A 22643-nucleotide genomic window follows, 5' to 3' on the forward strand; every position below is an offset into this window, starting at 1 on the left:
CGGTTCGGGGTGGGACGGGACGGGAGCGCGGGATCGCTCACGGCCGCGGGATGTTCCGCAGGTTCGAGCGGGCGAGCTTCACGGCCTCGCCGACGCCGCCGTTCATCACGATCTTCGACATCGAGAGCGCGAAGCCCTTCACCTGCGCGGCCGTGATCTCCGGCGGGATCGAGAGCGCCATCGGGTCGGTCACGAGGTCGACGAGCGCGGGCCCGTCGTGCGCGAACGCGGCCTCGAGGGCGCCGCGGATGTCGGCCGGGTCCTCGACGCGCTGGGAGTGGATCCCGAGCGCGGCGGCCACCGCGGCGTAGTCGACCATGGGCACGTCGACGCCGAAGTCCGGGATCCCGTCGACGAGCATCTCCACCTTCACGAGCCCGAGCGTCGAGTTGTTGAAGACGACGACCTTCACGGGCAGGTGGTAAGCCGCGACCGTGACGAGCTCGCCCATGAGCATCGCGAGGCCGCCGTCGCCGGAGACCGACACGACCTGGCGCCCCGGGTCCGCGACCTGCGCGCCGATCGCCATCGGCAGCGCGTTGGCCATGGACCCGTGCACGAGCGACCCGAGCATCCGCCTGCGCCCGTTCGGGGTGATGTAGCGCGCGGTCCACACGTTGCACATGCCGGTGTCGCTGAGGAAGACGGCGTCGTCGGCCGCGACCTCGTCGAGGATGCTGGCCGCGTACTCCGGGTGGATGGGCTTCAGCTTCTCCGCCTTGGACGTGTACGCGCCGACGACCTGCTCGACCTTCTTGTCCTGCTCCTTCAGCAGCTTCTCCAGGAACCTGCGGTCCGTCTTCCGCTCCACGAGCGGCAGTACCGCGCGGATCGTGGAGAGCGCGTCGCCGTGGATCGCGATGTCGACGTCGGTGCGGCGGCCGAGGCGCTCGGGCGCGATGTCGATCTGCGCGGTCCGCACCTCCTTGCCGGGCAGGAACTGGTCGTAGGGGAAGTCGGTGCCGATGAGGATCAGCAGGTCGGCGCCCGCGATGCCGGCGGCCGCGGCGCCGTAGCCGATGAGGCCCGTCATGCCGACGTCGAACGGGTTGTCCTGCTGGATCACGTCCTTGCCGCGCAGCGAGTGGCCGACGGGAGCGGCGATCTTGTCGGCCAGCTCCATGAGCTCGGCGTGCGCGGATCCCGCGCCGCGGCCCGCGAAGATCGCGACGCTCTTCGCGTCGTCGATGGCCGCGGCGAGCGCGCGCACGTCCTCCTCGGCGGGCACGATCGCGGGCCGCCGCGGCAGCGAGAAGGCCGGCGCCTCGCCCTCCGCCTCGAACTCGGCCACGTCGCCCGGCAGCGTGATCACGCTGACGCCGCCGAGCGCGAGCGAGTGCCGCATGGCCTGGTCGACGACGCGCGGCGCCTGGACTGCGGTCGAGATCATCTCCGTGTAGTGCGAGCACTCGACGAAGAGGCGGTCGGGGTGGGTCTCCTGGAAGTAGCCGGACCCGATCTGGTTCGTGGTGATGTGGCTCGCGATGGCGAGCACCGGCGCGCCCGAGCGGTGCGCGTCGTAGAGGCCGTTGATGAGGTGGAGGTGGCCGGGGCCGCAGGATCCGGCGCACACCGCGAGCTTCCCGGTCAGCTGCGCCTCGGCGGAGGCGGCGAAGGCACCGGCCTCCTCGTGCCGCACGTGGATCCAGTCGATGCCGCCCCTGCGGCTCCCGCCCGTGCGCCGCACCGCGTCGACGACCGGATTGAGGCTGTCGCCGACGACCCCGTAGATGCGGCTCACCCCCGCCTCGATGAGCTGGGCGATGAGCTGGTCGGCGACCGTGCGTGCCATGTTGCGTCCTTCCGTCGGTGCGTCCAGTCAATACCCGCCGCCTCCGCGCGGGCTCCGGACCCGGTCCCGGCGTCCGTCGGGAATGCCGGCGGACGCGGCTCACGTTGACCCAGGGTGACCGACACGCGAGAGACCCCCGACCGCCCCGCCGCATCCGCCGACGCCCTGGCCTCCTACGAGGCCTGGCACCGCGCCCGCCTCGCCGCCGTGACGAGCCCGTTCGGCAGCCTCGCGCTGATCCAGACGACGTGGCTCGAGCCCGGCCGGGAGGTCAGCGACCTCGAGGCGCTCGAGGGCCAGCCCGACACGGTGCAGCTCACGCGCCTCGAGCGCATCTCGCTCGACACCGGCGAGCCCGAGCACGGCTACCGGCTGTGGGACTCCGCGTCGCCGAGGAACCGCGCGTTCGAGGACATCGAGGTCTACCCGTACGCGCCCGAGTGGATCCTCGAGGGCCGCTTCGAGCGCGTCGACGACGACCGCGTGATCCCCTTCGAGCACATCGCCGACTCCGGCCGCACGCGCGAGCTGCCGGTCCCCGGCGACATCGTCGTGGAGATCGAGGGGGCCGAGGTGCGCCTCAGCGCGTTCGCGTCCGGCGACCGCCTCCAGCTCGTCTTCGCCGACGCGACCACCGGCCGCGAGAGCTACGCGCCCAGCCGCTTCCTCTTCCTCCCGCGCCCCGACGGCGACGGACCCGTGACCCTCGACTTCACGCGCGCCGTCGTCCCGCCGTGCGGCTTCTCCGACTGGATGAACTGCCCGCTCCCGCCCGCCGGCAACCGCCTGACCGCGGCCGTCCGCGCCGGTGAGCGCCGCGTGGTCTATCGCGACGAGGCCTAGGGCACCAGCACCACCTTGCCGGGCGCGTGGCTCCGGCGGGCGAAGCGGTGCGCGTCCGCGGCGTCGGCCAGGGTGAAGGTCTCCGCGATGCGGACCCGGAGGCGTCCCGCGCCCGCGTGGTCGGCCAGCTCCTGGCGCACGGACGCGCGGTACTCCGTGCCCGCGTCCTGTCCGGGTCCGTAGCCGAGGAGGCGGATGCCCGCCTCCGCCCGCTGGTCGGATCCCGTGATCGACGCGATCCGCCCGAGGTCGGCGACGAGCTCGACCGAGACGTCGAGCGCCTCGTCCGTGCCGACCGTGTCGACGGCCGCGTCGATGCCCTGCGGCGCCGCGGCGCGGATCCGGTCGGCCGACCCCTCGCCGTGGGCGACGGGGACCGCGCCGAGCTCGCGGAGCACGTCGTGGTTGCGCGCCGAGGCGGTCGCGACGACCGTGGCGCCGGCGATCCGCGCGAGCTGCACGGCCATGAGCCCCACGCCGCCGGAACCGCCGTGGACGAGGACGGTGTCGCCCGCTCCCACGCCGACGGCGTGCAGGGCGTGCGCCGCCGTGGTCCCGGCCAGCATCAGGCCGGCGGCCTCCTCCTCGCCGAGCGCCGCCGGCCGGCGGATGAGCGACGACGGCGGTGCGACCACGTGGTCGGCGTACGCGGCCGTGACCGGGTAGACGATGACCTCCTCGCCGACGACCACGTCGCGCACGTCCGCGCCGACCTCGACGACCACCCCGGCGCACTCGAGGCCGAGCGTCGGCATCTCCTCCGTGAGACCGGCCTCGTCGCGCTGGTCGTCGTCGACCTCGTGGAAGGCGCCGCCGTAGAGCTTCCAGTCGATCGGGTTGACGCCGGCGGCGCGGACGCGGACGACGACCTCCCCGGCTCCCGCCCGGGGCGTGGGGACGTCGACGACGGCGAGGACCTCGGGTCCTCCGTGCTGGCGGGGTCGGATGGCTCGGGACATGGCGGGCTCCTTCTCGTGGGCGGCGCGTCCGGCGAATCCGGGCGGATGGGGCGGGCGCCTGGGCCAGTCTCGGGTCGCGGTGGCCGTGCGTCCAGTGCAATGCTGATAAGCGTGCATTGCATCGGACGCAACAAGGAGGACCCGTGGCCCAGCTCGACCTGAACCTGCTCCGCGTGCTCGACGCCCTGGTCGCCACGAGCAGCGTCACCGAGGCCGCCTCCCGACTCGCCCTCTCGCCGCCCGCCGCCAGCCGCGCGCTCGGCCGGCTGCGCGTGAGCATGGGCGACGAGATCCTGGTGCGCGCCGGCCGCGGCATGGTGCCCACGCCGTTCGCGCTGCGCGTCGCCGCGTCGGTCCGCGCCCTCCTCGACGAGGCGGACGGCCTCACCCGCGCCGGGGAGGACGACCCCTCCACCTGGAACCGCGCCTTCACCATCCGCATGAACGAGTCGCTGATCCCCGTGCTCGCGCCCGCCCTCACGGAGCGCGTGGTCGCCGAGGCGCCGGGCGTCCTGCTGCGGTTCGTCCCGCAGGAGTCGAAGGACGCCGAGGGCCTGCGCGACGGGACCCTCGATCTCGACGTGGGGATCCGCGTGGCCTCGCCGCCCGACGTGCTCGCCGCGCCGCTCGTCACCGACCGCTTCGTCGCCGTCGTCGGCGCGCGCACGGCGCTCGGCCGGAAGACCACGCTCACGCTCGACGACCTCGCCGCCCACCCGCACGTCTCGGCCTCGCGGCGCGGCCATGCGCGCGGCCCGGTCGACGACACCCTCGAGGCCACGGGGCGGACGCGACGCGTCGTGGCGGTCGCGCCCACCTACGCGGTCGCGGCGCTCATGGTGGTGGGCAGCGGATCCATCTGCCTGCTCCCCGAGCTCATGACGGAGCGCCTCGTCGACGGCGGCGTCCCGCTCCGGGCGCACCGGCTGCCGTTCGACCTGCCGGAGGTGCAGGTGGACCAGCGCTGGCACCGCCGCGCCGACGCGGATCCCGCCTCCCGCTGGCTCCGCCGCGCGCTCGACGCCGTCGCGGTCGACGTCCAGGCCGCGCGCCGCCGCCCCTAGCCGAGCACCTCGGGCCGCACCCAGTCCTTCCCGTGCACGTGCTGGTCGAGGAACGCGAGCACCGTCCGGTACCAGACCACCGACTGCTGGGGCTTCAGGACCCAGTGGTTCTCGTCCGGGAAGATCAGGAACCGGTGCGGGGTCGTGCCGTCGTCCGCCGCGTGGTGCTCCGCGAGCTCCGACCACAGGCGCAGGCTCTCGCCGACCGGCACGCGGTAGTCGCGGTCGCCGTGGATCACGAGCATGGGCGTCACGATGTCGCGCACCGAATGGTGCGGCGAGTTCCGGTCGAGCCCCTCGGCCGAGAAGATGCTCTGCCAGTACTGCGACGAGTCGGTGGTGGGCCCGAACTGGTCGAGCGCCCACAGGCTCGCGTGGCTGACGATGGCGCGGAAGCGATCGGTGTGGCCCGCGACCCAGTTGGCCATGTAGCCGCCGAACGAGCCGCCCATCGCGGCCGTGCGCGTCTCGTCGACGTCGTCGCGCGCCTCGACGGCGTCCGTGATCGACATGAGATCCGTGAAGGGCGCCTCGCCCCACGCGTCCCAGCCGCGCGCGATGAAGTCGAGGCCGTAGCCGGTGCTCAGCGCGGGATCCGGCAGCAGCACCGCGTAGCCGCGCGCCACCATCACCTGCGGGATCCAGCGCCAGCTCCACGCGTTCCAGCTGTTGAGCGGGCCGCCGTGGATCCACAGCAGCAGCGGCGCGGGCGCCTCGGCCGACGCGCCCTCGGGCAGCATCAGCCAGCCGCGCACGCGCGCGCCGTCGGCGGCCGTCGTCTCGACCTCGGTCATGGTGCCGGTGGTCGCGGGCACGGGTGCGGGCGTCGCGAGCTCCGTCACGGATCCATCGGCGGCCGACACGCGCACGGGGTGCGCGGGCGCCATCCACGAGGAGCGGAGCGCGAGCACGTCGCCGGTCTCCCGGTCGACGTGCACGTCGGTGTAGGCGTGGTCGTCCCTCGTGAGCTGCGTGACGGCGTCGTCGAGGCCGATGCGGAACACGGGTCCGCGCCCGTCCTGGTCGGCCGTGACGACGAGGCCCTGCGAGTCCGCGTCGAACCGCAGCGAAGACGGCCAGCGGTCCCAGCCGGCGGCGACGCGGCGGGCGTCGGATCCGTCGAGCGCCGACACCCAGATCTCCTCCTGCGTGGGCGCGGCGGGCGTCGCGCGGTCGGTGCGCATGTAGGCGAGGAGGGCGCCGTCGGGGCTGATCGCGGGCGACTCGATGTCGGCGCCGGGCACGTCGAGGAGCGTGGTGCGCTCCCCGGTCGCGACGTCGATCGACACGAGCGCCTGCCGGTCGCCGCGGCGCTCCTTCACGCCGACCGCGACGACGAGCGTGCGGCCGTCCGGCGAGAGCGCGGCGGCCGCGTGGTCGAGGCTGCGGCCGGGCCGCGGGGTGAGGTCGCGCGGGCGCGGCAGGGAGGTCGGGTACGGCTGGGCGGTGGGGGCCGTGGCCGCGGATCCGCCGTCTTCCACCGCGGCCTCGGCGGCGAGCGCCGTGGCCGCGTCCGCCGTCGTGGGCCGCGCGGGCTCCTCGACGAGCGCGTCGGCGAGGTCGAGGGCGAACAGGTGCGGCTCGTCAGGGCCGAGGTCGTGGTCCCAGTAGCGCACGGGGTACCTCTCGTGCAGGATCGCGTTGACCTTGAGGTCCGACCGCGTCGTGCGCGCCACGGCGTCGGCCTCGAGCGAGGCGGATCCGGGCAGCAGCGGCGCCTGCAGGATCACCGTGGCCGCGTCGCGCGCGACGGCCGCGATGCCGTCCACGCCGCCGGCGAGCCGGGTCAGCGCGCGGGCCTCGCCGCCGGCGGCCGGGAGGATCCACAGCTGCGCGGCGTCCTTCTCGTCGGCGTCGTCGGCGTCGGGCCGGGAGGAGACGAAGAGGAGGTCGCCGGTCGCGGTGAAGGCGGCGCCCGCCTCGCTCTTCGCCGAGCGGGTGAGGCGCTGCGGCACGCCGCCGCCTCCCGCGGGCACGACCCAGAGGGCGTGGCGGTAGCCGGTCCTCGCGGCGTCGAGGGTCGTGACGGTGAGCACCGCGCGGCGTCCGTCGGGCGAGAGCACGAGGCCGCCGAGGCGCGGTATGGCGATGAAGTCGTCGAGCTCGGAGAAGGGGGTGCGGGTGTCGGGCATGCTCCCACGCTAGCCGCGGCGACTCCCGACGCCGGCCGACGGAGCCGCGACGGCCGACCCTCCCGCCGCCGAGCGCGGTGCGGGCGGGATCCTTTGGGCCCAAATCCCTGGCGCCGTCACGGTAGGATCGAGCGCATGGAGCGGCGAGCCGGTCGGGTCGGGAGGCCCGCGCGCGTCTCGCGGAGGCTCATCGCGGAGGCGGCCCTCGAGGTCGGCCTCAGCACCCTCACCCTCACCTCGCTCGCGAACCGCCTGGGCGTCGACCACTCGACGCTGTACCGGCACGTCGCGAGCCGCGACGACATCGTCCTCCTGGCGTGCGACACCGCCATCGCGCGGATGGACTGGCCGACCGTCCCCGACTCCCCCGCCGCCCGGCTCGCGGCCGCCGACGACACCTCGTGGCGCACCTACCTCGAGCAGGCCGTCGAGCGGATCTGGGACATGTACGACCGGCACCCGGGCCTCGCCAGCGCGATCCACCACCTCGACACGGCCCCCGACCAGGTCGTCCTGCGCTTCACCGGGGCGATCCGCGACCTCATGCGCATGGGCTTCGCGGAGGCGGAGGCCGTGCTGGTGCTCGACACCGTGCTCGACATCGGCGTGGAGTCCTACGTCGGGTGGGAGCGCGTGCTGGCCGCGGGCGTCGGCGCGGCCGACCGTCCCGCGTCGTCGTCGCCCATCGTGGACGCCACGATGCCGGCCGCCATGGGACGCGGGCTGCTCGCCCTGGCCGCCGAGGCGGTCCACGCCGACCACGCGGCCGACGCCGACGCCGCGGCGACGGCCCCCGCGTCCCGTCGTAGCGGACCCGCGCACTCGGCGGGTGCCCCCGACGCGCTGCACGCGCGCGAGGAGGCGGCGCAGCGCGACGCCCTCGGCACGATGGACCGCGTCACCGCCCGGTTCGCCGGGGAGGTGGCGACGGGATCCGCCGCGACGCCGCGCGACTGGTGGCGGCGCAAGCTCGGCGTGGTCCTCGCGGGCGTGGGCGGGCTGCGCTCCCCGGGACCCGCGGCGTCCGACCGCTAGGACGCGGCCGGACGCTCCGCGTCGTCCCCGCCCTCGTCGTCCGCGGCGTCCCGCGCGGCGAGCACGGGAGCGAGCACCGCGCGCACGGCGGCCGCCCCGTCGTCGTTGAGGTGCAGCCGGTCGTCCGTGAGCGTGGGTGCGAGCTCGCCGTCGCCGAAGCCGAGGGCGGGCCACAGGTCGACGTGCTCGGCGCGGACCGCCGGCGCGTACTGGCGGATGTGCACGTTGACGACGCGGATCCGCTCGGCGTGCTCCCGCCCGCGCGGCGGGACCGAGAGCACGACGATCCGGGCCGCCGGGAGGTCGCGTCGGAGGTGCGCGAGGATCGTCTCCAGCGCGCGGACGGTCTCCTCCGGGCCGCGGCGCGCGGCGCCGAGATCGTGCGTGCCGCAGGACACCACCACGGTCGCGGGATCCGCGGCCACCGCGTCGGGCAGGAGCGCGAGCACGTCGTCGGTGGTCTGGCCGGCCCGGCCGAGGTGCACGATCCGCGCCTGCCCGTCAGGGCCGTCAGGGCCGTCGTCGCCGTCAGGAGCGGGCACGATGGCGCCCCAGCCGCCGTCCCCCGTCAGGCTGTCGCCCAGGAGGACGGTCGTGCGTTCGCGCGGTGCCATGGATCCGCCTCTCGTCGTGCCCATCATGGTCCCCGCGCCCGCGGAAGTCACCGGATCGGCGCCCGCCTCGGCCGTGCTACCGACGCGACACCCGGCGCCACCAGCGTCGACGGCGCGGCGAGAGCACGAGCACGGCGACCGCGATGAGGAGCGGGAGGGACAGGATCGCGGCGACCAGCGCGCCCGCCTGCCCGGGGTTCAGGGGGATGCCGAGCACGTCGATGGTGACGCGCGACGCGGCCCCGTCCGTGAGGTCGGTGATGCTGCGGTCGTCGGCCGCGTCGACCGGCATGGGCTTCCAGGCCTCGGAGGCCGCGGGGGACGGCGTCTTCGAGGCGGACGGCGTGCGCCCGGCGGCCGATCCGTCGCCCGAGATGATCGCGAGGTCGGCCCGCGCCTGCACGGGCGCGGACACGCTCATGGTCACGGCCGTCGCGAGGCCGGCCGACGCGAGGGCGATGCCCACGAGGGTCAGGAGGATCAGGCCGACGCGCGGGGCCCCGATCCGCCGGCTCACCGTGCGGCCCCCTCGAGGGCGCGCTCGGCCTCACGGCGCTTCGTCGCGGCGAGCGCCTTGGCGGTGATGCGGGTGGCCATCGACGTGAAGATCACGCCGTGGAAGGGAAGGATCGAGAACCAGTACAGCCGGCCCGCGAGGCCCGAGGGGAAGAAGATCGCACGCTGCCGGTAGTCGCTGCCGCCGCCCTCGCGGGGCGTGGAGCTGAGCTCGAGCCAGGCCTCGCCGGGCAGCTTCATCTCGGCGCGCAGCCGCAGGGCGGAGCCGCGCTCGATGTGCTCGACCCGCCAGAAGTCGAGCGCGTCGCCGGTCTGCAGGGTGGTCGCGCTGCGGCGGCCCCGGCGAAGGCCCACTCCGCCGACGAGCTTGTCCATCCAGCCGCGTGCGGCCCACGCGACGGGCAGCGAGTACCAGCCGTTGTCACCGCCGATCGACTCGATCACGGCCCAGAGGTCCTCGGGCGCGGCGTCGGTCGCGCGCTCCTTGAGGTCGAGGTAGACGGTGTGGCCCGACCACTCGGGGTCGCTCGGCAGCAGGTCGCTGGGCGCGCCGACGACGGCGGAGTCCTTCCAGCTGGTCTCGACGACCCCGTCGCGCATCTTGCCGAGCGCGAGGCGGACCGAGCGGCGGTAGCCGGTGAGGCCGCCCTCGGGGTCGGGGATGTAGCGCGAGATGTCGTGCTCGCCCATGACGCAGTCGTACTGGAGCGACTCGATGATCGGCACGGCGAGCGTCCGCGGGATGGGCGTGACGACGTTGACCCAGTGCGCGGCGAGGCGCGGCGCGAAGACCGGGATGGAGGCGATGGGCCGCTGCGGCAGGCCGGCCTCGACCGCGTAGCCGTTCATCATCTGGCCGTAGCGGAGCACGTCCGGGCCGCCGATGTCGAAGGTGCGGTTGAGGTCGTCCGGCAGGTCGGCTGCCGCGACGAGGTAGTAGAGGACGTCGCGGATCGCGATGGGCTGGATGAAGTTGCGCACCCAGCCGGGCGCGGGCATGAACGGCAGCACCTCGGTGAGGTGGCGGATCATCTCGAACGACGTGGAGCCGGATCCGATGACCACGCCCGCCTGCAGGGCGATGGTCGGCACGCCGCTCGCGAGGAGCACGTCGCCGACGGCCTTGCGGCTCGCGAGGTGCTTCGAGAGCTCGTCGGTGTCGGGGTGCAGCCCGCCCAGGTAGACGATGCGACCCACGCCAGCGGCCTTCGCGGCCCTCGCGACGTGCTCGGCGGAGGCGCGCTCCGACGACGCGAAGTCGCCCTTGGATCCCATGCCGTGCACGAGGTAGTAGAGGACGTCGACGCCGTCGACCGCGGGTGCGAGCGTGGCGGCGTCGGCGAGGTCGCCGCGCACGACCTCGACGTCGTCGCGCCAGGGCACGTCGGTCAGGCGACGCGGATCCCGGACGAGGACGCGCACCCGGAAGCCGGCCTCGAGGAGGCGGGGCACGAGCCGACCGCCGATGTAGCCCGTCGCTCCGGTCACGAGGGCGAGACGGGAGGCGGCGCTCGGCGATGTCATTCCCTCACGCTAGGCAATCAGCCTGGCAAGCGGCTCCCAGGAGCCGGGACGGCCGGTGGGCGACGCCTTGCGGGATCAGCCCTCGGCGGACTCGAGCTCGGCGAGGTACCGGCGCCAGGTGGCGCCGTGCTCGGCCTCGCACGTCGCCCAGTCGACGGGGCGTCCGTGGACGAGGTCCTCGAGCAGGTCGAGGTGCAGGCGCCAGCTGGCCTTGATCACGTTGGCGATGCCCGCGGGCATGAATCCGGAGACCGTGACGCCGAGCTCCGTCTGCCGGTCGCGCGGGCCGCCGGGGACCTCCTGGAGGCGGAGGAGGAAGCGCGCCGTGACCTCGCCCTCGTGCACGAACGTGTAGTCGATCGCCCGCCCCTCCTCGAAGCGCGTGACCACCCCGCCGGACGCGGAGGCCAGGCTGCGGTCGGGCACCGTCATCCACTCGAACCAGAACTCGCCGCCGTCCCCCTGCTCGATGGACGCCTCGGCGAGCCAGCCGGAGACCATGTCCGCGTCGGACACCGCGTCCCACACGATGAGCGGGGGCAGGTCGATGAGCCGGCGGAAGACGAACTCGTACGGGAGGAAGACGGTGGACTCGCGGGCCTCGGAGAGGACGGCGCCGGGGAAGGCGGGGAACCGGGCACGGTCGGCGCCCTGGTCGGCGCCACGGTCGTGGTCGAGGCCGGCGGAGGCGGGCATGCCCTCGTCGAGCTCGCGGGAGGCGAGTCGGGCCTCGGCGGCGTCGGTGTGCTCGAGGGCGGGGGCGCCTCCGCGGCGGGAGGGCGTCGCGCTCTCGGCGCGCGGGTCGGACGCCTCGCGGGGGGCCTGTCCGGGGGTGTGATCGGGATCCACGTGCCGAGCCTAGATGCCGACCGCCGGTCGGGTCCGTGAATTCCACACAGGTGTGAGGGCATGGTTCGCGGGCGGGATGCGCGCGACGGGCCGCGCGTCTCGCGGGCGGCCGCGGGGCCGACCGTATCCTGGACGCCGGTCGACGGGCGGATCCGGGGCCGGGACAGGACGAAGATGCCTCGCACGCTCGCGCTCGCCGTCGACTTCGGCGGCACCAAGGTCGAGTCCGCGCTCGTGGACGACGCGGGCCGCGTGCTCGAGGGCAGCCGATTCCGCGGCCCCACGGGCCCCGAGCGCTCCGCCGACGAGCTGCTCGACGCCGTCCTCGGGGTCGCCCGCCAGGCGCTCGCCGCCCTGCCCCACGACGCCGAGCTCGTCGGCACCGGGCTCGCGGCGGCAGGCCCCGTCGACGTGCCGCACGGCCTCGTCTCGCCGCTCAACGTCTCCGCCTGGCGCGACTACCCGCTGCGCGACCGCCTCGCCGAGCTCACGCCCGACGTGCCCACCACCCTGCAGATGGACGGCCTCGCCATCACGCTCGCCGAGCACTGGGTCGGCGCCGGCCGGGGCCACGACCACGTGATGGGCATGATCGTCTCCACCGGGATCGGCGGCGGGCTCGTGCTCGGCGGCCGCACCGCCGCGGGATCCACCGGCAACGCGGGCCACATCGGCCACGTCGAGGTCGCCGGGTTCGACGACCCGTGCACCTGCGGCGGGCAGGGCTGCGTCGAGGCGATCGCGTCGGGACCAAAGAGCGTCGCCTGGGCGCGCGCGCAGGGCTGGACGGGATCCACCGGCGAGGACCTCGCGGCCTCCTACCGCGACGGCGACGAGACGGCCATCGCGGCCGTGCGGCGCGCGGGACTCGCCATCGGCCGCGCCATCGCGTCGGCCAGCTCGCTCGTGGACCTCGACGTCGTCGCGATCGGCGGCGGCTTCAGCCGCGTCACGCCCGACCTCTTCGACATGATCCGCGAGCCCATCGCCCTCCGCGAGCAGTTCGGCTTCGTGACCAAGACGCGCGTTGTCCCGTCGGGCCTGTCCTCCGACGGCCCGATCATCGGCGCCGGCGCGCTCGTGCACCGCCGGGAGATGGTGCCGAGCTTCTGAATTATGCATGAGCGTGTCGTGGATCGCGAGCGGCTTGTGTAGAGGAACGACGCTCGCCGCCTATCTCGGGAATGCAGCGCTCGTAGCACCCTAGGGTCGCATCATGATGTCCCTCGACGCCGCCGCACTGCTGGCTCAGGTCCTACCGGTGGGCGTGTTCGTCCTAGTCCTAGAGTCACGCCGTGGCATCAGCTTCATCTCTAGGAAGACTAGAGCGGGCCGCGTCCTGACCATTGCCTACTGGCTCCTCTTCACGCTGGCATCCCTGGGTGGCATCAATGCAACGGCCTTCTGCATCGGCGCGGTCGTCACCGATTCCCCTCCCAGTGAGGCAATGAGCGGGATCATCGTGGTGCTGAGCTACATCGTCTTCCTGGGGTTAGCGGCTTTCACGACTCTTCTGGCGTTCTCGGAGTCCGGCGTACTGGAGATGGTCGCGGAGAGCGCACAGGAGACCCGGGTGAGAAGGGCGGCTCTCAAGGCTGCTCGACAGGGACGACACGAGGCCGAGTAGCGCTAGCTAGAGTTCCAAGATGCTGTTCTTCCTACTGCTGTGTCAGCTCTTCGGACTTCCCGCCGTGCTGGCTGGGACGTGGGAGTTCATCACCGGGTTCGTCATGCCCGCCGCTGCCATCCTTTCGTCCGGCCTGCTAGCCCTCTGGCTCCAGCGGCGCGACCACGCACGTCAGACTGCTGAGCGACACGCAGAGGAGGCGGCCGCAGAACTGCAGGAGCGCCGCGTTCGTCAGTCTCGACTGATCGAAGCCGCCGTGGCTACGAACTCGGAGATTACGAAGGTAGGTTACGAGTTCGACATGCAACGCGTCCTCGTTCTGTCTGGCGTCGCCGGTACCACCCTGCTTGACTACCAGGCGTCGGGCGTTCCCGATGCACCAGTTGTCGGCTATTGGCTGTCACGGAAACGGCTGTTCGCTCTTGGATACATCACGAAGTCCGGGGGTTCTGTTACTACAGGCTACGAAGTCCAGAAGTACTTCATGCAGGTGCAGAGCCGGATGAGCTTCTGGCAATTGGGCTCGCTCGAAGCATCTTGGTTCACGCTCGATGCCGCGAACCTGGATCTCGTGAACTTCCCTCTAGAGGAAGAGGTACGCGCGTTCTTCGGTCCGGAGACGGACGCCAGCACAGCTTCTGAGTAGCATCCCTCCGCTGACGAGCCCACGTCTAGGCTGCCAGCCATGGATGTTCTCGCTGTCGTGCTCCCTGCCGTAGCTGGTTTGGGAGGAGCTTGCCTAGGCGCGTGGCTCTCGATGCGCGGCCAGATGAAGGCGGTCATTCAGGAGCGTCAGCATGAGCGCGACAACCGCCTCATCGAGGCGGTCGTCGACGTTCAGGAAGCAATGCTCCATGAGCCGGGCTTGGCAGAGATGATGAGTCTCGAAACCGAAGAGTCGCGCGCACCCATGCTAAAGGCGACCCGTCGCTTAGCACTGTGGGGCGGAGATGAAGCCGCAGATGCGCTTGTAGAACTAGCCTTCGAGGCGTCGTCGGGTAACGGTACGAGCAACTGGCACAACGGGTCCGCAATGTTCCAGGGCTGGGCGCGCACGGCGACCGACTACGTGCGGCGGACAGTGAGCACAGATGCCCAGGTGCGAGACGCCTACAAGAGGCATCAGCAACAGTGGCTCGACAGCCACCAGTAGGGCGACACGCCCGAGCGGGGTCACTTCTACGCGGTTGAGGCCTGAGCACGGAGGCGCTTCGCCGTCTCGCTGGTCAGAACACGGCGAACGGTGGCGGGGTGCCACTGGCCTCCGCGCGCGGTCGGAGTCCCGTCCTCCTGGAGGATCTTGGCGATCCTGGTCATCGAGGTACCCGCGTCATGCAGCGCCAGGATCCGCGCATAGGTGGGCAGGTGAGCATCTTCAACGGTGCGACCGAAGATGACCCCCTCAGCCTTCCGCTGGATCATGTCTTCCTTGGTCTGGCTCGAATTAAGTCGTTTTCATACTGCGCGGCGCTGGCCAGGACGTTGCCCGTGAAGCGGCCTGCGGGGCAGCTGGTGTCGATCCCTGCGTCCAGGAGCACGATGCTCCACCCTCGCTTGACGGAGCGGTCGAGGAGCCCGGAGAAGTCCGTGACGGACCGCGACACACGGTCGAGGCGAACGGACATCAGGAACTGCGCCTCGCCACGGTCGAGACGAGCCAGAGCCGCATGGAGAGCGCAGGCGTAGGCGCCGCGGTCGCGCGCCGAACCGCGTCAGCGTCACCCCTCGCGCACGGCCTCGCGGGGCGCGCGGTCCCAGGTGTCCTCGAGCATGCGCGGCCGCGCGAGGTAGAAGCCCGACGCAGACGCCACCGCGACCATGATGAAGAGCATCAGGAGCGGCACGGTCCAGCCGCCGGACAGCTCGTGCAGCACGCCGAACATGAGCGGGCCGATGGCGCCGATCGAGTAGCCGATGCCCTGCACGAAGCCGCTGAGCGCGACCACTCCCCCGTGCGTGCGGGTGCGGAGGTTGATGAGCACGAAGACCAGCGGGAACAGCAGCGGGCCGGATCCGGCGGCGGCCACCCAGAGCAGCGGCGCGGCGGCGGGCGCCACGAGCAGGCCGACGTAGCCGACGACGAAGAAGAGCACGCCGACCTGGATCAGGATGCCGACGTTCTTCATGCGCGCCGCGAGCAGCGGCATGATGATGGCCGCCGGCAGCCCCATGAACCCGAACACGGCGAGCAGCGCCCCGGACGCGACGGGCGTCTGCCCCGCGGTGTCCTGCAGGAGCGCGGGCAGCCAGGCGAACATCGCGTAGGCGTTGAAGGACGAGGCGGACTGGATCCCGACGAGCGCCCACGCGACCGGCGAGCGGAACACGCGGCCCGTGACGGCCGCGGGCGCCTCCTCCACCTGGTCGAGCGCGGCCGCGGCGGCGCGCTCGCGCCGGGTGTCGCGGCGGTGCTGGACGAGGAGCGCCACCCACGGCACGAGCGCGACGACCGCGACCGCGGCCCACGCGCCGATCGCGACGCGCCAGCCGGCGCTGTCGGCCAGCGGCGCGGCCACGAGCGACGGCACGCCCGTGCTGATCGACAGCATCACGGTGGTGAGCGACGTGAGCGGCCCGATCCGGCCGGGGAAGTACTTCTTCACGAGCGGCGGAAGGAGCACGTTGCCGAGGCCCATGCCCGCGAGCGACAGGACCGTGCCGAGGCCGAAGACGACCACCGCGTCGGATCCGGCGCGCAGCAGGTGCCCGACGACCATCGCGACGAGGCCCACGACGACGGTGAGCTCGAGGCCCAGGCGGCGGGAGATCGCGGGCGCGAGCAGGCCGAACAGCGCGAAGCACACGGGCGGCAGGGCGCCGAGGACGCCGATGGAGACGGAGTCGAGCGGCACGTCGCGGCCGATCTGGTCGACGATCGGCGAGAACACGGCGACGGCCGTGCGGAGGTTGAGGGCGACCAGCACGATGCCGACCAGGGCGAGGAGCGCGCCCGCACGGGGAGCTGCGGGAGTCGTCGTCACCACCAGATTCTACGGCGGCCGGAATAGGCTCTCGGCCATGAGCGAGATCTCCCGGCACCTGCCCCTCAGCCAGCGCGCGTCCGAGCCCGAGGCCAAGGTCACCGGCATCTGGAGCGAGGAGATCGCCGACGTGCTCGACCGCACCGCCGACCTCCTCGCGTCCCTCGACGCCGACGGCTGGGAGGCGGCGAGCATGTGCGACGGCTGGACCGTGCGCGACGTCGCCGGCCACATCGTCTGGCGGGTCGGCGCGAGCAACGCCGCCATGGTGCGCACGGCCGTGGGCTCCCTGCGTCGTCGCCCGCACCTCAACCCCATGCACGTGATGGACGACCTCAGCGCCGACGAGGCCCGCCGCTCCCCCGAGGACCTCGTCGCCCGGATCCGCGCCATCGCCGCCGAGAAGCGCGCCGGGACGGGCCGCAAGCGCCTGCCCGAGCTGCTCGAGGTGGTCGTGCACGCGTACGACATCGCGCACGCGCTGCCGGCGGACCTCGAGCTCGACCACCGCTCCACCGGCGCCGTCGCCGTGGCGCGCGCCGCGATCGCGCCCGCGCAGATCCGCGGGGTGTTGCGGGCCCGGACGCTGCGCGCGTCCGACGCCGGCTGGAGCGTGGGCCACGGCCCCGCGATCGAGGCGACCGCGTCGACGCTGATCATGTACCTCTTCGGCCGCACGCCCCGCCCGCAGGGCGAGGCGACCGGCGCGCCCGAGGACGGGGACGCCGGCGCCGCCTAGGAGCCGAGCACCGCGCGGGTGCGCACGACGTCGTCCGTCATCTGCGCGATGAGCGGCTCGCGCCCCTCGTAGGCGACCATGCCGCGGATCCGGGCGACGAACACGACCTCGACCTCGTGGTCGTAGAGGTCGAGCGTCTCGTCGAGCACGAACGCCTCGACGACGCGCGGCCGGACGCCCGCGAAGGTCGGGTTGGTGCCGACCGAGATCGCCGACGGGTACGTGCGGTCGCCGTCGCGGAGCCAGCCGGCGTAGACGCCGTCGGCGGGGATGAGGCCCTCGGCCTCGGGCGACAGGTTCGCGGTGGGGAAGCCGAGCTCGCGGCCGCGCTTCTCGCCGTGCACGACGAGGCCGCGGACGGCGGGCGCGCGGCCGAGCAGCTCGGCGGCGGCCTCGACGTCGCCGCGGTCCATGAGGTCGCGGATCCACGTGGACGAGACCTTGCGGCTGCCGTCGGGCATGACGTCGCCGACGACGACCGTGCGGAAGCCGTGGCTCTCGCCCAGGCGCGTGAGCGTGGCGGCGTCGCCCGCGCCCTGCGCGCCGAAGCGGAAGTCCTCGCCCACGAGCACGACGCGGGCGCGGAGGGCGTCGACCAGCACCGTGCGGACGAACTCCTCCGGGCTGAGGCGCTGGAGGCGCTCGTCGAACGGGAGCATGAGGGTCGCGTCGACGCCGAGCTCGGCGAGCAGCTCGATCTTCTGCCGGTTGCTCACGAGGCTCTGCGGGCGCGCGGCGGGCGCGAGGAGCGCGGCCGGGTGGCGGTCGAACGTGACGACGGCCGACGACAGGCCCTCCTCCTCCGCGATGCCGAGGAGGCGCCGGATCACCGCGCGGTGCCCCGCGTGCACGCCGTCGAACTTGCCGATGGTGACGGCGCTCGGCCCGAAGCCGCCCGGCACGTCGGCCGGGTCGTGGACGACGAGCACGGTCAGCGGTCCCCGCGCACGGGGCGCTCGTCGACGGCGCTCACGCGGGAGCGGCCGCCACGGCGGAGCCACATGAGGCCGAGCACCGGCAGCACGAGCGGGATGAACACGTAGCCGTAGCCGTAGACCGACCACACGCTGTCGTGCGGGAAGAGCTGGGAGTCCACGAGGCTCAGCGTGCCGACGACCAGCACGCCGACGAGCTCGAACGCGATCGTGGCGAACGCGATGCGGTACCAGCGGCGCGCGGCGTCCGCGGTGCGCGCCGGGGCGACCAGCGCGACGGTCGCGACGATGTAGACCACGGCGGCGAGCGCGGAGAGCGCGTACGCGACGGGGGCCTCGTCGAACTTGGTGAGGATCTGGGTGACCGAGCGGCCCGTCGCGGCGAGGGCCAGCAGCCCGTAGAAGAAGACCAGGACCCGTCCGAGACCGGTCATGCGCGAGGTACGGGAGTCAGTCATGGCACCTGCGATTATCCCCTACCCGAGGGAGAGGCGGTCACGCGGACTGGACGTTCCAGATGACGTCCATCCGGTAGACCATGATCGCGATGGCCAGGCACGAAGCCCCCAGGATGATCGTGCTCCAGCGGGTGCGCTCGACCAGCGCCCAGAAGATCGCGAGCGGCGGGATCAGCAGGCCGCTCAGCAGGTAGGCGTAGTACTCGATCAGGCTGCCCGACGGCGGGTTGCCGACCGCGGGAGCCACGATCGCGATCACGAGCTGCACCACGAGCAGAACCTCGACGAGCGCGGTCGGCAGCACCGTGAGATCGCTCGGCTTCCGCCCGATCGCGCCGACGACGAGGCAGAGCACGCCCGCGACGACGGCGACGGCGATCTGCGCGACCGTGAACCCGCCGATCACGAGGCGCCCGCCTCGTCCGCCGGGAAGTTGACGATGGACGTGCCGGTGCGGCCGCGGAAGCCGACCAGCCCCACGAGCCGGCCGTCGGGCGCGACCGCGGCGAGCGGATCCTCGGTGGGCGCCTCGTCCGGCGTCGTCAGCTTCTTGCCGTGCCCGAGGTCGATCGCCTCCTGGTCGGTGAGGTGCAGCACGTCGAAGAGGCGCGCGGCGGCGTCGGCCGGCGGGATGAGGCGGTCGGCGACGACCATGTCGTCGACGGCCATGGCGTCGTCGACGTGGAACGGGCCCACGCGCGTGCGGCGGAGCGCGGTGAGGTGCCCGCCGACGCCGAGCGCGCGGCCGAGGTCGCGCGCGAGGGCGCGCACGTAGGTGCCGGAGGAGCAGGTGATCCGCACGGAGAGGTCGAGCTGCGCGCCGTCCTCCTCGCCCTCCTCGACCTCCACGGCGTCGAAGCGCAGCACGTCGAACGCCGAGACGGTCACCTCGCGCGCGGCGAGCTCGACCTCCTCGCCGGCGCGGACGCGGGCGTACGCGCGCTTGCCGTCGACCTTGATGGCGCTCACAGCGCTCGGCACCTGCGAGATGGTGCCGCGGAGGTCCGCGATGGCGCGCTCCACGTCGGCGACGGCGAGGTCGCGGATCCGCCCGGGCTCCGCGCGCGAGACGACCTCGCCCTCGCGGTCGTCCGTCGTGGTGGCGCGGCCGAGGCGGATGGTCGCGAGGTACTCCTTGTCGAGGCCGACGAGGTAGGTGAGCAGGCGCGTGGAGCTGTTGACGCCGAGGATCATGAGGCCGGTCGCCATCGGGTCGAGCGTGCCCGCGTGCCCGACCTTGCGGGTGCCGGCGAGGCGGCGCGTGCGGGCGACGAGGTCGTGGCTCGTCCACTCCCCGCGCTTGTCGATGAGGAGCAGGCCGCTCGCGGTGGACGGCGCGGCGCGGGGGGTCGGGGTTTCCATGGCCTGACCATCATGCCGTGCCCGGGCCGCCGCCCGGCTCCCTCGGAGGCGTCCGGCCTAGGATCGATCGAGTCGGAGGAGGACGCGTGCGGATCGGTGTCTTGGGTGCGGGCGCGGTCGGCGGCACGATCGCGGCGCTCCTCGAACGGGCCGGCCACGAGGTCGACGTCACCGCTCGCGGGCCGCACCTGCGGGCGATCCAGGACCGCGGCCTCCACCTCGCCGGCGGCTACGGCGAGCACGTCGCGCGCGTCGCGGCGGCCGAGCGGCTGGGACGCCCGCCCGAGCTCGCGATCGTCGCCACCAAGATCGCCGACGCCCGCGACGCCATGACGGAGAACGCGGGCTGGCTCCGCGGGATCCCCGTGCTCGTCGTGCAGAACGGCCTCTCCGGGATCACGATGGGCGTCGAGTGCCTGCCGCGCTCCGAGGTCGTCGGCGGGCTCGCCCTCGCGGCGACCTCGCTCACCGAGCCCGGGCTCGTCACGGTCACGTCGGCCGCGGGCATCCAGATCGGCAGCGCGGACGGCCCGGGAGGCGCCGGCGTCGCCCTCGTGCGCGAGGTGCTGGATCCCGTCATGCCCGTCACGATCGCCGCCGACTTCCGCGGGGCCCAGTGGACCAAGCTCGTCATCAACGGGATCAACGCGGTGCCGGCCATCACGGGGCTCAGCGTGCAGGCGGTCATCGCCGAGCCCGTGCTGCGGCGCATCGTCACGCGCGCCATGCAGGAGACCGTGCGCACGGGCCTGGCACGCGGCGTGACGTTCGGCCGGCTCGGCGGCCTGACGCATCGCCGCCTGAGGCTGTTCGCGTCGCTCCCGCTCCCCCTCGCCGAGCGCCTGCCGGTGTCGCTCGCCCGGAACATGGGGCAGGTGCCCAATCCCGGGTCGACGCTGCAGAGCATCCGCCGCAACCGGCTCACGGAGGTGGACCACCTCAACGGCGCGGTCTCGGCCCTCGCTCCTGGCGCGGGCCAGGACGCCCGCGTCAATGCCGCCCTGGTGCAGCTCGTGCACGGCGTGGAGGCCAGCGGGCGGCACATCTCGCCCGCGGAGCTCGCGCGGCTCGTCCCGCGCTGATCCGTCGCCGCGCCCCTCGCGGCGCTCCGCTCGGGCAGGCCTCAGCAGCTGTCGGCGAAGACGCGGCGCGGCAGGTCGGGATCGGTGACGTCGACGATCATGGTCGCCGCCCGGCGCGGGTTGACCTGGCGGATGTAGCGCGCGTGCGCCTCCTGGGCCGCGGATCCGGCGTCGCCGCCCGAGGTCGCGAGGGGCTCGTCGGGCAGGAGCAGGTAGACGACGGCGTTCCAGAGGCCGCGGAGCTCCGGGGTCTGCAGGGCGTCGCCGGCGACGATCAGCACGGCGTCGTCGGGGGCGTCCGCCACGGCGTCGCCGCCGGGTCGCAGCGCGAACCCGCTGCCGGCCTTCCGGAACGGCCGGACGAGCCCGTCGCGGAGGGCGTCGGCGAGCGGAGCGGCGCCGTCGGGCGACGCGAAGTCGGCCGCCAGGGCGACGTACGCGCCGCGGCCGTCCGCGCGCAGCACGTCGGCGAGGTCGTGCGCGAACGCGTGCGGGTCCGCGAGCGGTCCGCCGTCGACCGCGAGGTAGGCGCGTCCGCGGCCGTAGTTGTGCAGGAACTCGTCGGCGAGCGAGGCGAGGACCTCGGCACGGGAGGCGCGGTACAGGGTCATGCGCCGAGCCTAGGCTCATCGTCTCGTACGCTGGCCGGATGCCGGAGACCGCCATCGCCCCCCGGATCACCGCGTGGTTCCGGGAGAACGCCCGCGACCTGCCGTGGCGGCGCGAGGGGTTCGGATCCTGGGGCATCCTCGTCAGCGAGTTCATGCTGCAGCAGACGCCCGTGGTCCGCGTGATCCCGCGGCTCGAGGAGTGGCTGGCGCGCTGGCCCGTGCCCGCCGCGCTCGCCTCGACGCCCGCCAGCGAGGCCGTCCGCGCGTGGGGCCGCCTCGGCTACCCGCGGCGCGCGCTCGCCCTGCACGCGTGCGCGGTCGCGATCGTCGAGCGGCACGGCGGCGAGGTCCCCGAGGATGTCGACGCCCTGCTCGACCTGCCCGGCGTCGGCCCGTACACGGCCCGCGCGGTCGCGGCGTTCGCGTTCGGGCATCGGCACCCGGTCGTCGACGTCAACGTGCGGCGGGTGCTCGCGCGCGCGGTGGCCGGCCAGGGCGATCCCGGGCCCGCGCGCACGAAGGTCGACCTCGCCGCGATGGAGGCGCAGCTGCCCGACGACGTGGCCGAGGCGCGCCTGTTCAACGCGGGCGCGATGGAGCTCGGCGCGGTGGTCTGCACGGCGCGCGCGCCGCGCTGCGACGACTGCCCGGTCCGCGACCTGTGCGCGTGGCGCGCTGCGGGATACCCGGCCTACGACGGGCCGGCGCGCGTCGTGCAGAAGAGGTACGAGGGATCCGACCGCCAGGTGCGCGGCCTCCTGCTCGCGGAGCTCCGGTCGAGCCACTCCCCCGTGACCGCGGCCGACCTCGCGACCGCATGGCCGGAGCCCGTGCAGCGCGGGCGCGCGCTCGACGGGCTCATCGCCGACGGGCTGGCCGTGCGCCAGCCCGACGGCACGTACGCCCTGCCGAGCTGACGCACGACGGCCGATCGGCGCGGACGCCGGCCGTCCGAGCGGATCAGTGGGCGGGCTCGTACCCGGGGGCGGAGCGGTCGACGTCGTCGCCGTCCACCTCGTCGTCGTCCTCGTCCTCGTCCTCGTCCTCGTCCTCGTCGTCCTCCCCGATGACGCGGGGCTTGACGTACGGGTCCTCGTCGCCCGCGTACACGCCGGCCTTGGCCTGGGCCTGCACGTCCGCGTCGCGGCGGCGGGCCTCCTCGAGGAGGGCGTCGATCGCGGCCGCGTTCTCCGGCACGCCGTCGAGGATGAACTCGAGCGACGGCGTGAGGCGCGCGGTGATGTTCTTGCCCACCTCGCTGCGGAGCATGCCGGTGGCGGACTTGAGGGCGGCGGCGGTGTCGGCGCGCTCCTCGTCGGTGCCGTAGACCGTGTAGAAGATGCTGGCGTGCTGCAGGTCGCCCGTGACGCGCACGTCGGTGACGGTGACGAATCCGAGACGCGGGTCCTTGATCCCCCGGTCGAGCTTGCGCGCGACGATCTCCTTGATGCGGTCGGCCATCTTCCTGGCCCTCGCGTGATCGACCATGGTCGACGTCCTTCCGTGACGCTGCTCGCCGG

General features: G+C 73.5%; 25 protein-coding genes and 1 pseudogene. 10 read left to right on the forward strand and 16 right to left on the reverse strand.

From position 1 onward, the window contains the following. Positions 1-37: 37 nt before the first annotated feature. Entirely contained in the window at positions 38-1792 is a 1755-nt protein-coding gene (locus tag JOE38_RS05820; RefSeq protein WP_204575278.1) for a pyruvate dehydrogenase, read from the reverse strand. A gap of 114 nt (positions 1793-1906) precedes the next feature. Between JOE38_RS05820 and JOE38_RS05825 the strand changes: the two genes are divergently transcribed. Next, on the forward strand, positions 1907-2635 hold the full coding sequence (locus JOE38_RS05825) for a DUF1684 domain-containing protein (protein ID WP_204575279.1): 729 nt from the start codon (positions 1907-1909) through the stop codon (positions 2633-2635). Here the strand turns inward: JOE38_RS05825 and JOE38_RS05830 are convergent. Beyond that, a complete protein-coding gene (locus JOE38_RS05830; protein ID WP_204575280.1) occupies positions 2632-3594 on the reverse strand; it encodes an NADP-dependent oxidoreductase in 963 nt (320 codons plus the stop codon). The genes JOE38_RS05825 and JOE38_RS05830 overlap by 4 nt on opposite strands. 143 nt (positions 3595-3737) lie before the next feature. Here JOE38_RS05830 and JOE38_RS05835 point away from each other — a divergent pair, with 143 nt between their 5' ends. Beyond that, a complete protein-coding gene (locus tag JOE38_RS05835; protein ID WP_204575281.1) occupies positions 3738-4658 on the forward strand; it encodes a LysR family transcriptional regulator in 921 nt (306 codons plus the stop codon). Here the strand turns inward: JOE38_RS05835 and JOE38_RS05840 are convergent. Next, positions 4655-6790 (reverse strand): S9 family peptidase, encoded by a 2136-nt coding sequence (locus JOE38_RS05840; RefSeq protein ID WP_204575282.1) that lies wholly within the window; start codon positions 6788-6790, stop codon positions 4655-4657. The two genes, JOE38_RS05835 and JOE38_RS05840, sit on opposite strands and share 4 nt — an antisense overlap. Positions 6791-6925: 135 nt before the next feature. Here JOE38_RS05840 and JOE38_RS05845 point away from each other — a divergent pair, with 135 nt between their 5' ends. Continuing rightward, entirely contained in the window at positions 6926-7825 is a 900-nt protein-coding gene (locus JOE38_RS05845) for a TetR/AcrR family transcriptional regulator (RefSeq protein ID WP_204575283.1), read from the forward strand. On the opposite strand, the gene JOE38_RS05850 is transcribed toward JOE38_RS05845, so the two are convergent. From JOE38_RS05850 to JOE38_RS15715, 4 genes are all read right to left on the reverse strand, one after another. Further along, complete coding sequence (locus JOE38_RS05850) at positions 7822-8439, reverse strand: GDSL-type esterase/lipase family protein (protein ID WP_239544755.1); 618 nt, start codon at positions 8437-8439, stop codon at positions 7822-7824. The two genes, JOE38_RS05845 and JOE38_RS05850, sit on opposite strands and share 4 nt — an antisense overlap. Before the next feature lie 76 nt (positions 8440-8515). Then, a complete protein-coding gene (locus JOE38_RS05855; RefSeq protein WP_204575285.1) occupies positions 8516-8956 on the reverse strand; it encodes a hypothetical protein in 441 nt (146 codons plus the stop codon). Further along, on the reverse strand, positions 8953-10479 hold the full coding sequence (locus tag JOE38_RS05860) for an SDR family oxidoreductase (protein WP_204575286.1): 1527 nt from the start codon (positions 10477-10479) through the stop codon (positions 8953-8955). The genes JOE38_RS05855 and JOE38_RS05860 overlap by 4 nt, the downstream gene beginning before the upstream one ends. Positions 10480-10554: 75 nt before the next feature. After that, positions 10555-11328, reverse strand: coding sequence for an SRPBCC family protein (locus JOE38_RS15715; protein WP_204575287.1), 774 nt, complete (start codon positions 11326-11328; stop codon positions 10555-10557). A gap of 174 nt (positions 11329-11502) precedes the next feature. On the opposite strand from JOE38_RS15715, the gene JOE38_RS05870 reads away from it, so the two are divergent. From JOE38_RS05870 to JOE38_RS05885, 4 genes are all read left to right on the forward strand, one after another. After that, the gene (locus JOE38_RS05870; RefSeq protein WP_204575288.1) at positions 11503-12441 is read left to right on the forward strand and encodes an ROK family protein; all 939 of its coding nucleotides are present in this window, start codon (positions 11503-11505) and stop codon (positions 12439-12441) included. A 103-nt stretch (positions 12442-12544) separates the two neighbouring features. Further along, positions 12545-12955 carry a hypothetical protein gene (locus tag JOE38_RS05875; RefSeq protein WP_204575289.1) on the forward strand — a complete coding sequence of 137 codons (411 nt, stop codon included), beginning with the start codon at positions 12545-12547 and terminating at the stop codon, positions 12953-12955. A gap of 19 nt (positions 12956-12974) precedes the next feature. Then, positions 12975-13601 (forward strand): hypothetical protein, encoded by a 627-nt coding sequence (locus JOE38_RS05880; protein WP_204575290.1) that lies wholly within the window; start codon positions 12975-12977, stop codon positions 13599-13601. Positions 13602-13640: 39 nt separating this feature from the next. Continuing rightward, a complete protein-coding gene (locus JOE38_RS05885) occupies positions 13641-14108 on the forward strand; it encodes a hypothetical protein (protein ID WP_204575291.1) in 468 nt (155 codons plus the stop codon). Positions 14109-14134: 26 nt separating this feature from the next. Here JOE38_RS05885 and JOE38_RS05890 read toward each other — a convergent pair whose 3' ends face one another. The 3 genes and pseudogenes from JOE38_RS05890 to JOE38_RS05900 all read right to left on the reverse strand — a co-directional run bounded on the left by JOE38_RS05890 (position 14135) and on the right by JOE38_RS05900 (position 15936). Further along, positions 14135-14377 (reverse strand): recombinase family protein, encoded by a 243-nt coding sequence (locus tag JOE38_RS05890; RefSeq protein WP_204575292.1) that lies wholly within the window; start codon positions 14375-14377, stop codon positions 14135-14137. Further along, positions 14374-14619, reverse strand: a pseudogene (locus JOE38_RS16095) (recombinase family protein); the annotation flags it as partial. The gene JOE38_RS05890 and the pseudogene JOE38_RS16095, both read right to left, overlap by 4 nt. A 54-nt stretch (positions 14620-14673) precedes the next feature. Beyond that, entirely contained in the window at positions 14674-15936 is a 1263-nt protein-coding gene (locus JOE38_RS05900; RefSeq protein WP_307838838.1) for an MFS transporter, read from the reverse strand. A gap of 37 nt (positions 15937-15973) precedes the next feature. On the opposite strand from JOE38_RS05900, the gene JOE38_RS05905 reads away from it, so the two are divergent. After that, positions 15974-16675, forward strand: a complete 702-nt coding sequence (locus JOE38_RS05905; RefSeq protein ID WP_204575294.1) for a maleylpyruvate isomerase family mycothiol-dependent enzyme — start codon at positions 15974-15976, stop codon at positions 16673-16675. On the opposite strand, the gene JOE38_RS05910 is transcribed toward JOE38_RS05905, so the two are convergent. Genes JOE38_RS05910 through truB form a run of 4 tightly spaced genes read right to left on the reverse strand, consistent with a single transcriptional unit; the run spans position 16672 to position 19430 of the window. Further along, entirely contained in the window at positions 16672-17604 is a 933-nt protein-coding gene (locus JOE38_RS05910; RefSeq protein ID WP_204575295.1) for a bifunctional riboflavin kinase/FAD synthetase, read from the reverse strand. The two genes, JOE38_RS05905 and JOE38_RS05910, sit on opposite strands and share 4 nt — an antisense overlap. A 2-nt stretch (positions 17605-17606) precedes the next feature. Next, positions 17607-18068 (reverse strand): hypothetical protein, encoded by a 462-nt coding sequence (locus tag JOE38_RS05915; protein WP_204575296.1) that lies wholly within the window; start codon positions 18066-18068, stop codon positions 17607-17609. Between the two features lie 37 nt (positions 18069-18105). Then, positions 18106-18474, reverse strand: a complete 369-nt coding sequence (locus JOE38_RS05920; protein WP_204575297.1) for a hypothetical protein — start codon at positions 18472-18474, stop codon at positions 18106-18108. Then, complete coding sequence (gene truB / locus JOE38_RS05925) at positions 18471-19430, reverse strand: tRNA pseudouridine(55) synthase TruB (protein ID WP_204575298.1); 960 nt, start codon at positions 19428-19430, stop codon at positions 18471-18473. Before truB ends, JOE38_RS05920 begins: the two co-directional genes overlap by 4 nt. An 86-nt stretch (positions 19431-19516) precedes the next feature. Here truB and JOE38_RS05930 point away from each other — a divergent pair, with 86 nt between their 5' ends. Further along, a complete protein-coding gene (locus JOE38_RS05930; protein ID WP_204575299.1) occupies positions 19517-20512 on the forward strand; it encodes a ketopantoate reductase family protein in 996 nt (331 codons plus the stop codon). 41 nt (positions 20513-20553) lie between these two features. On the opposite strand, the gene JOE38_RS05935 is transcribed toward JOE38_RS05930, so the two are convergent. Further along, positions 20554-21123 carry a hypothetical protein gene (locus JOE38_RS05935; protein ID WP_204575300.1) on the reverse strand — a complete coding sequence of 190 codons (570 nt, stop codon included), beginning with the start codon at positions 21121-21123 and terminating at the stop codon, positions 20554-20556. A 38-nt stretch (positions 21124-21161) separates the two neighbouring features. On the opposite strand from JOE38_RS05935, the gene JOE38_RS05940 reads away from it, so the two are divergent. Continuing rightward, positions 21162-22040, forward strand: coding sequence for an A/G-specific adenine glycosylase (locus tag JOE38_RS05940; RefSeq protein ID WP_204575301.1), 879 nt, complete (start codon positions 21162-21164; stop codon positions 22038-22040). A 43-nt stretch (positions 22041-22083) separates the two neighbouring features. Here JOE38_RS05940 and rbfA read toward each other — a convergent pair whose 3' ends face one another. Next, positions 22084-22611: a 30S ribosome-binding factor RbfA gene (gene rbfA / locus JOE38_RS05945; RefSeq protein WP_204575302.1), complete on the reverse strand. Its 528-nt coding sequence runs from the start codon at positions 22609-22611 to the stop codon at positions 22084-22086. Between the last annotated feature and the right edge of the window lie 32 nt (positions 22612-22643).

Origin of the sequence: Clavibacter michiganensis (assembly GCF_016907085.1) — a bacterium.
GTDB classification, from domain to species: domain Bacteria; phylum Actinomycetota; class Actinomycetes; order Actinomycetales; family Microbacteriaceae; genus Clavibacter; species Clavibacter michiganensis_O.

Coding starts and splice junctions, on each gene's coding strand:
- JOE38_RS05820 (WP_204575278.1), bottom strand. CDS start 1,792: ATGGCACGCACGGTCGCCGACCAGCTCATCGCCCAGCTCATCGAGGCG.
- JOE38_RS05830 (WP_204575280.1), bottom strand. CDS start 3,594: ATGTCCCGAGCCATCCGACCCCGCCAGCACGGAGGACCCGAGGTCCTC.
- JOE38_RS05840 (WP_204575282.1), bottom strand. CDS start 6,790: ATGCCCGACACCCGCACCCCCTTCTCCGAGCTCGACGACTTCATCGCC.
- JOE38_RS05845 (WP_204575283.1), top strand. CDS start 6,926: ATGGAGCGGCGAGCCGGTCGGGTCGGGAGGCCCGCGCGCGTCTCGCGG.
- JOE38_RS05850 (WP_239544755.1), bottom strand. CDS start 8,439: ATGGCACCGCGCGAACGCACGACCGTCCTCCTGGGCGACAGCCTGACG.
- JOE38_RS05860 (WP_204575286.1), bottom strand. CDS start 10,479: ATGACATCGCCGAGCGCCGCCTCCCGTCTCGCCCTCGTGACCGGAGCG.
- JOE38_RS05870 (WP_204575288.1), top strand. CDS start 11,503: ATGCCTCGCACGCTCGCGCTCGCCGTCGACTTCGGCGGCACCAAGGTC.
- JOE38_RS05875 (WP_204575289.1), top strand. CDS start 12,545: ATGATGTCCCTCGACGCCGCCGCACTGCTGGCTCAGGTCCTACCGGTG.
- JOE38_RS05880 (WP_204575290.1), top strand. CDS start 12,975: ATGCTGTTCTTCCTACTGCTGTGTCAGCTCTTCGGACTTCCCGCCGTG.
- JOE38_RS05885 (WP_204575291.1), top strand. CDS start 13,641: ATGGATGTTCTCGCTGTCGTGCTCCCTGCCGTAGCTGGTTTGGGAGGA.
- JOE38_RS05890 (WP_204575292.1), bottom strand. CDS start 14,377: ATGATCCAGCGGAAGGCTGAGGGGGTCATCTTCGGTCGCACCGTTGAA.
- JOE38_RS05905 (WP_204575294.1), top strand. CDS start 15,974: ATGAGCGAGATCTCCCGGCACCTGCCCCTCAGCCAGCGCGCGTCCGAG.
- JOE38_RS05915 (WP_204575296.1), bottom strand. CDS start 18,068: ATGACTGACTCCCGTACCTCGCGCATGACCGGTCTCGGACGGGTCCTG.
- truB (WP_204575298.1), bottom strand. CDS start 19,430: ATGGAAACCCCGACCCCCCGCGCCGCGCCGTCCACCGCGAGCGGCCTG.
- JOE38_RS05935 (WP_204575300.1), bottom strand. CDS start 21,123: ATGACCCTGTACCGCGCCTCCCGTGCCGAGGTCCTCGCCTCGCTCGCC.
- JOE38_RS05940 (WP_204575301.1), top strand. CDS start 21,162: ATGCCGGAGACCGCCATCGCCCCCCGGATCACCGCGTGGTTCCGGGAG.
- rbfA (WP_204575302.1), bottom strand. CDS start 22,611: ATGGTCGATCACGCGAGGGCCAGGAAGATGGCCGACCGCATCAAGGAG.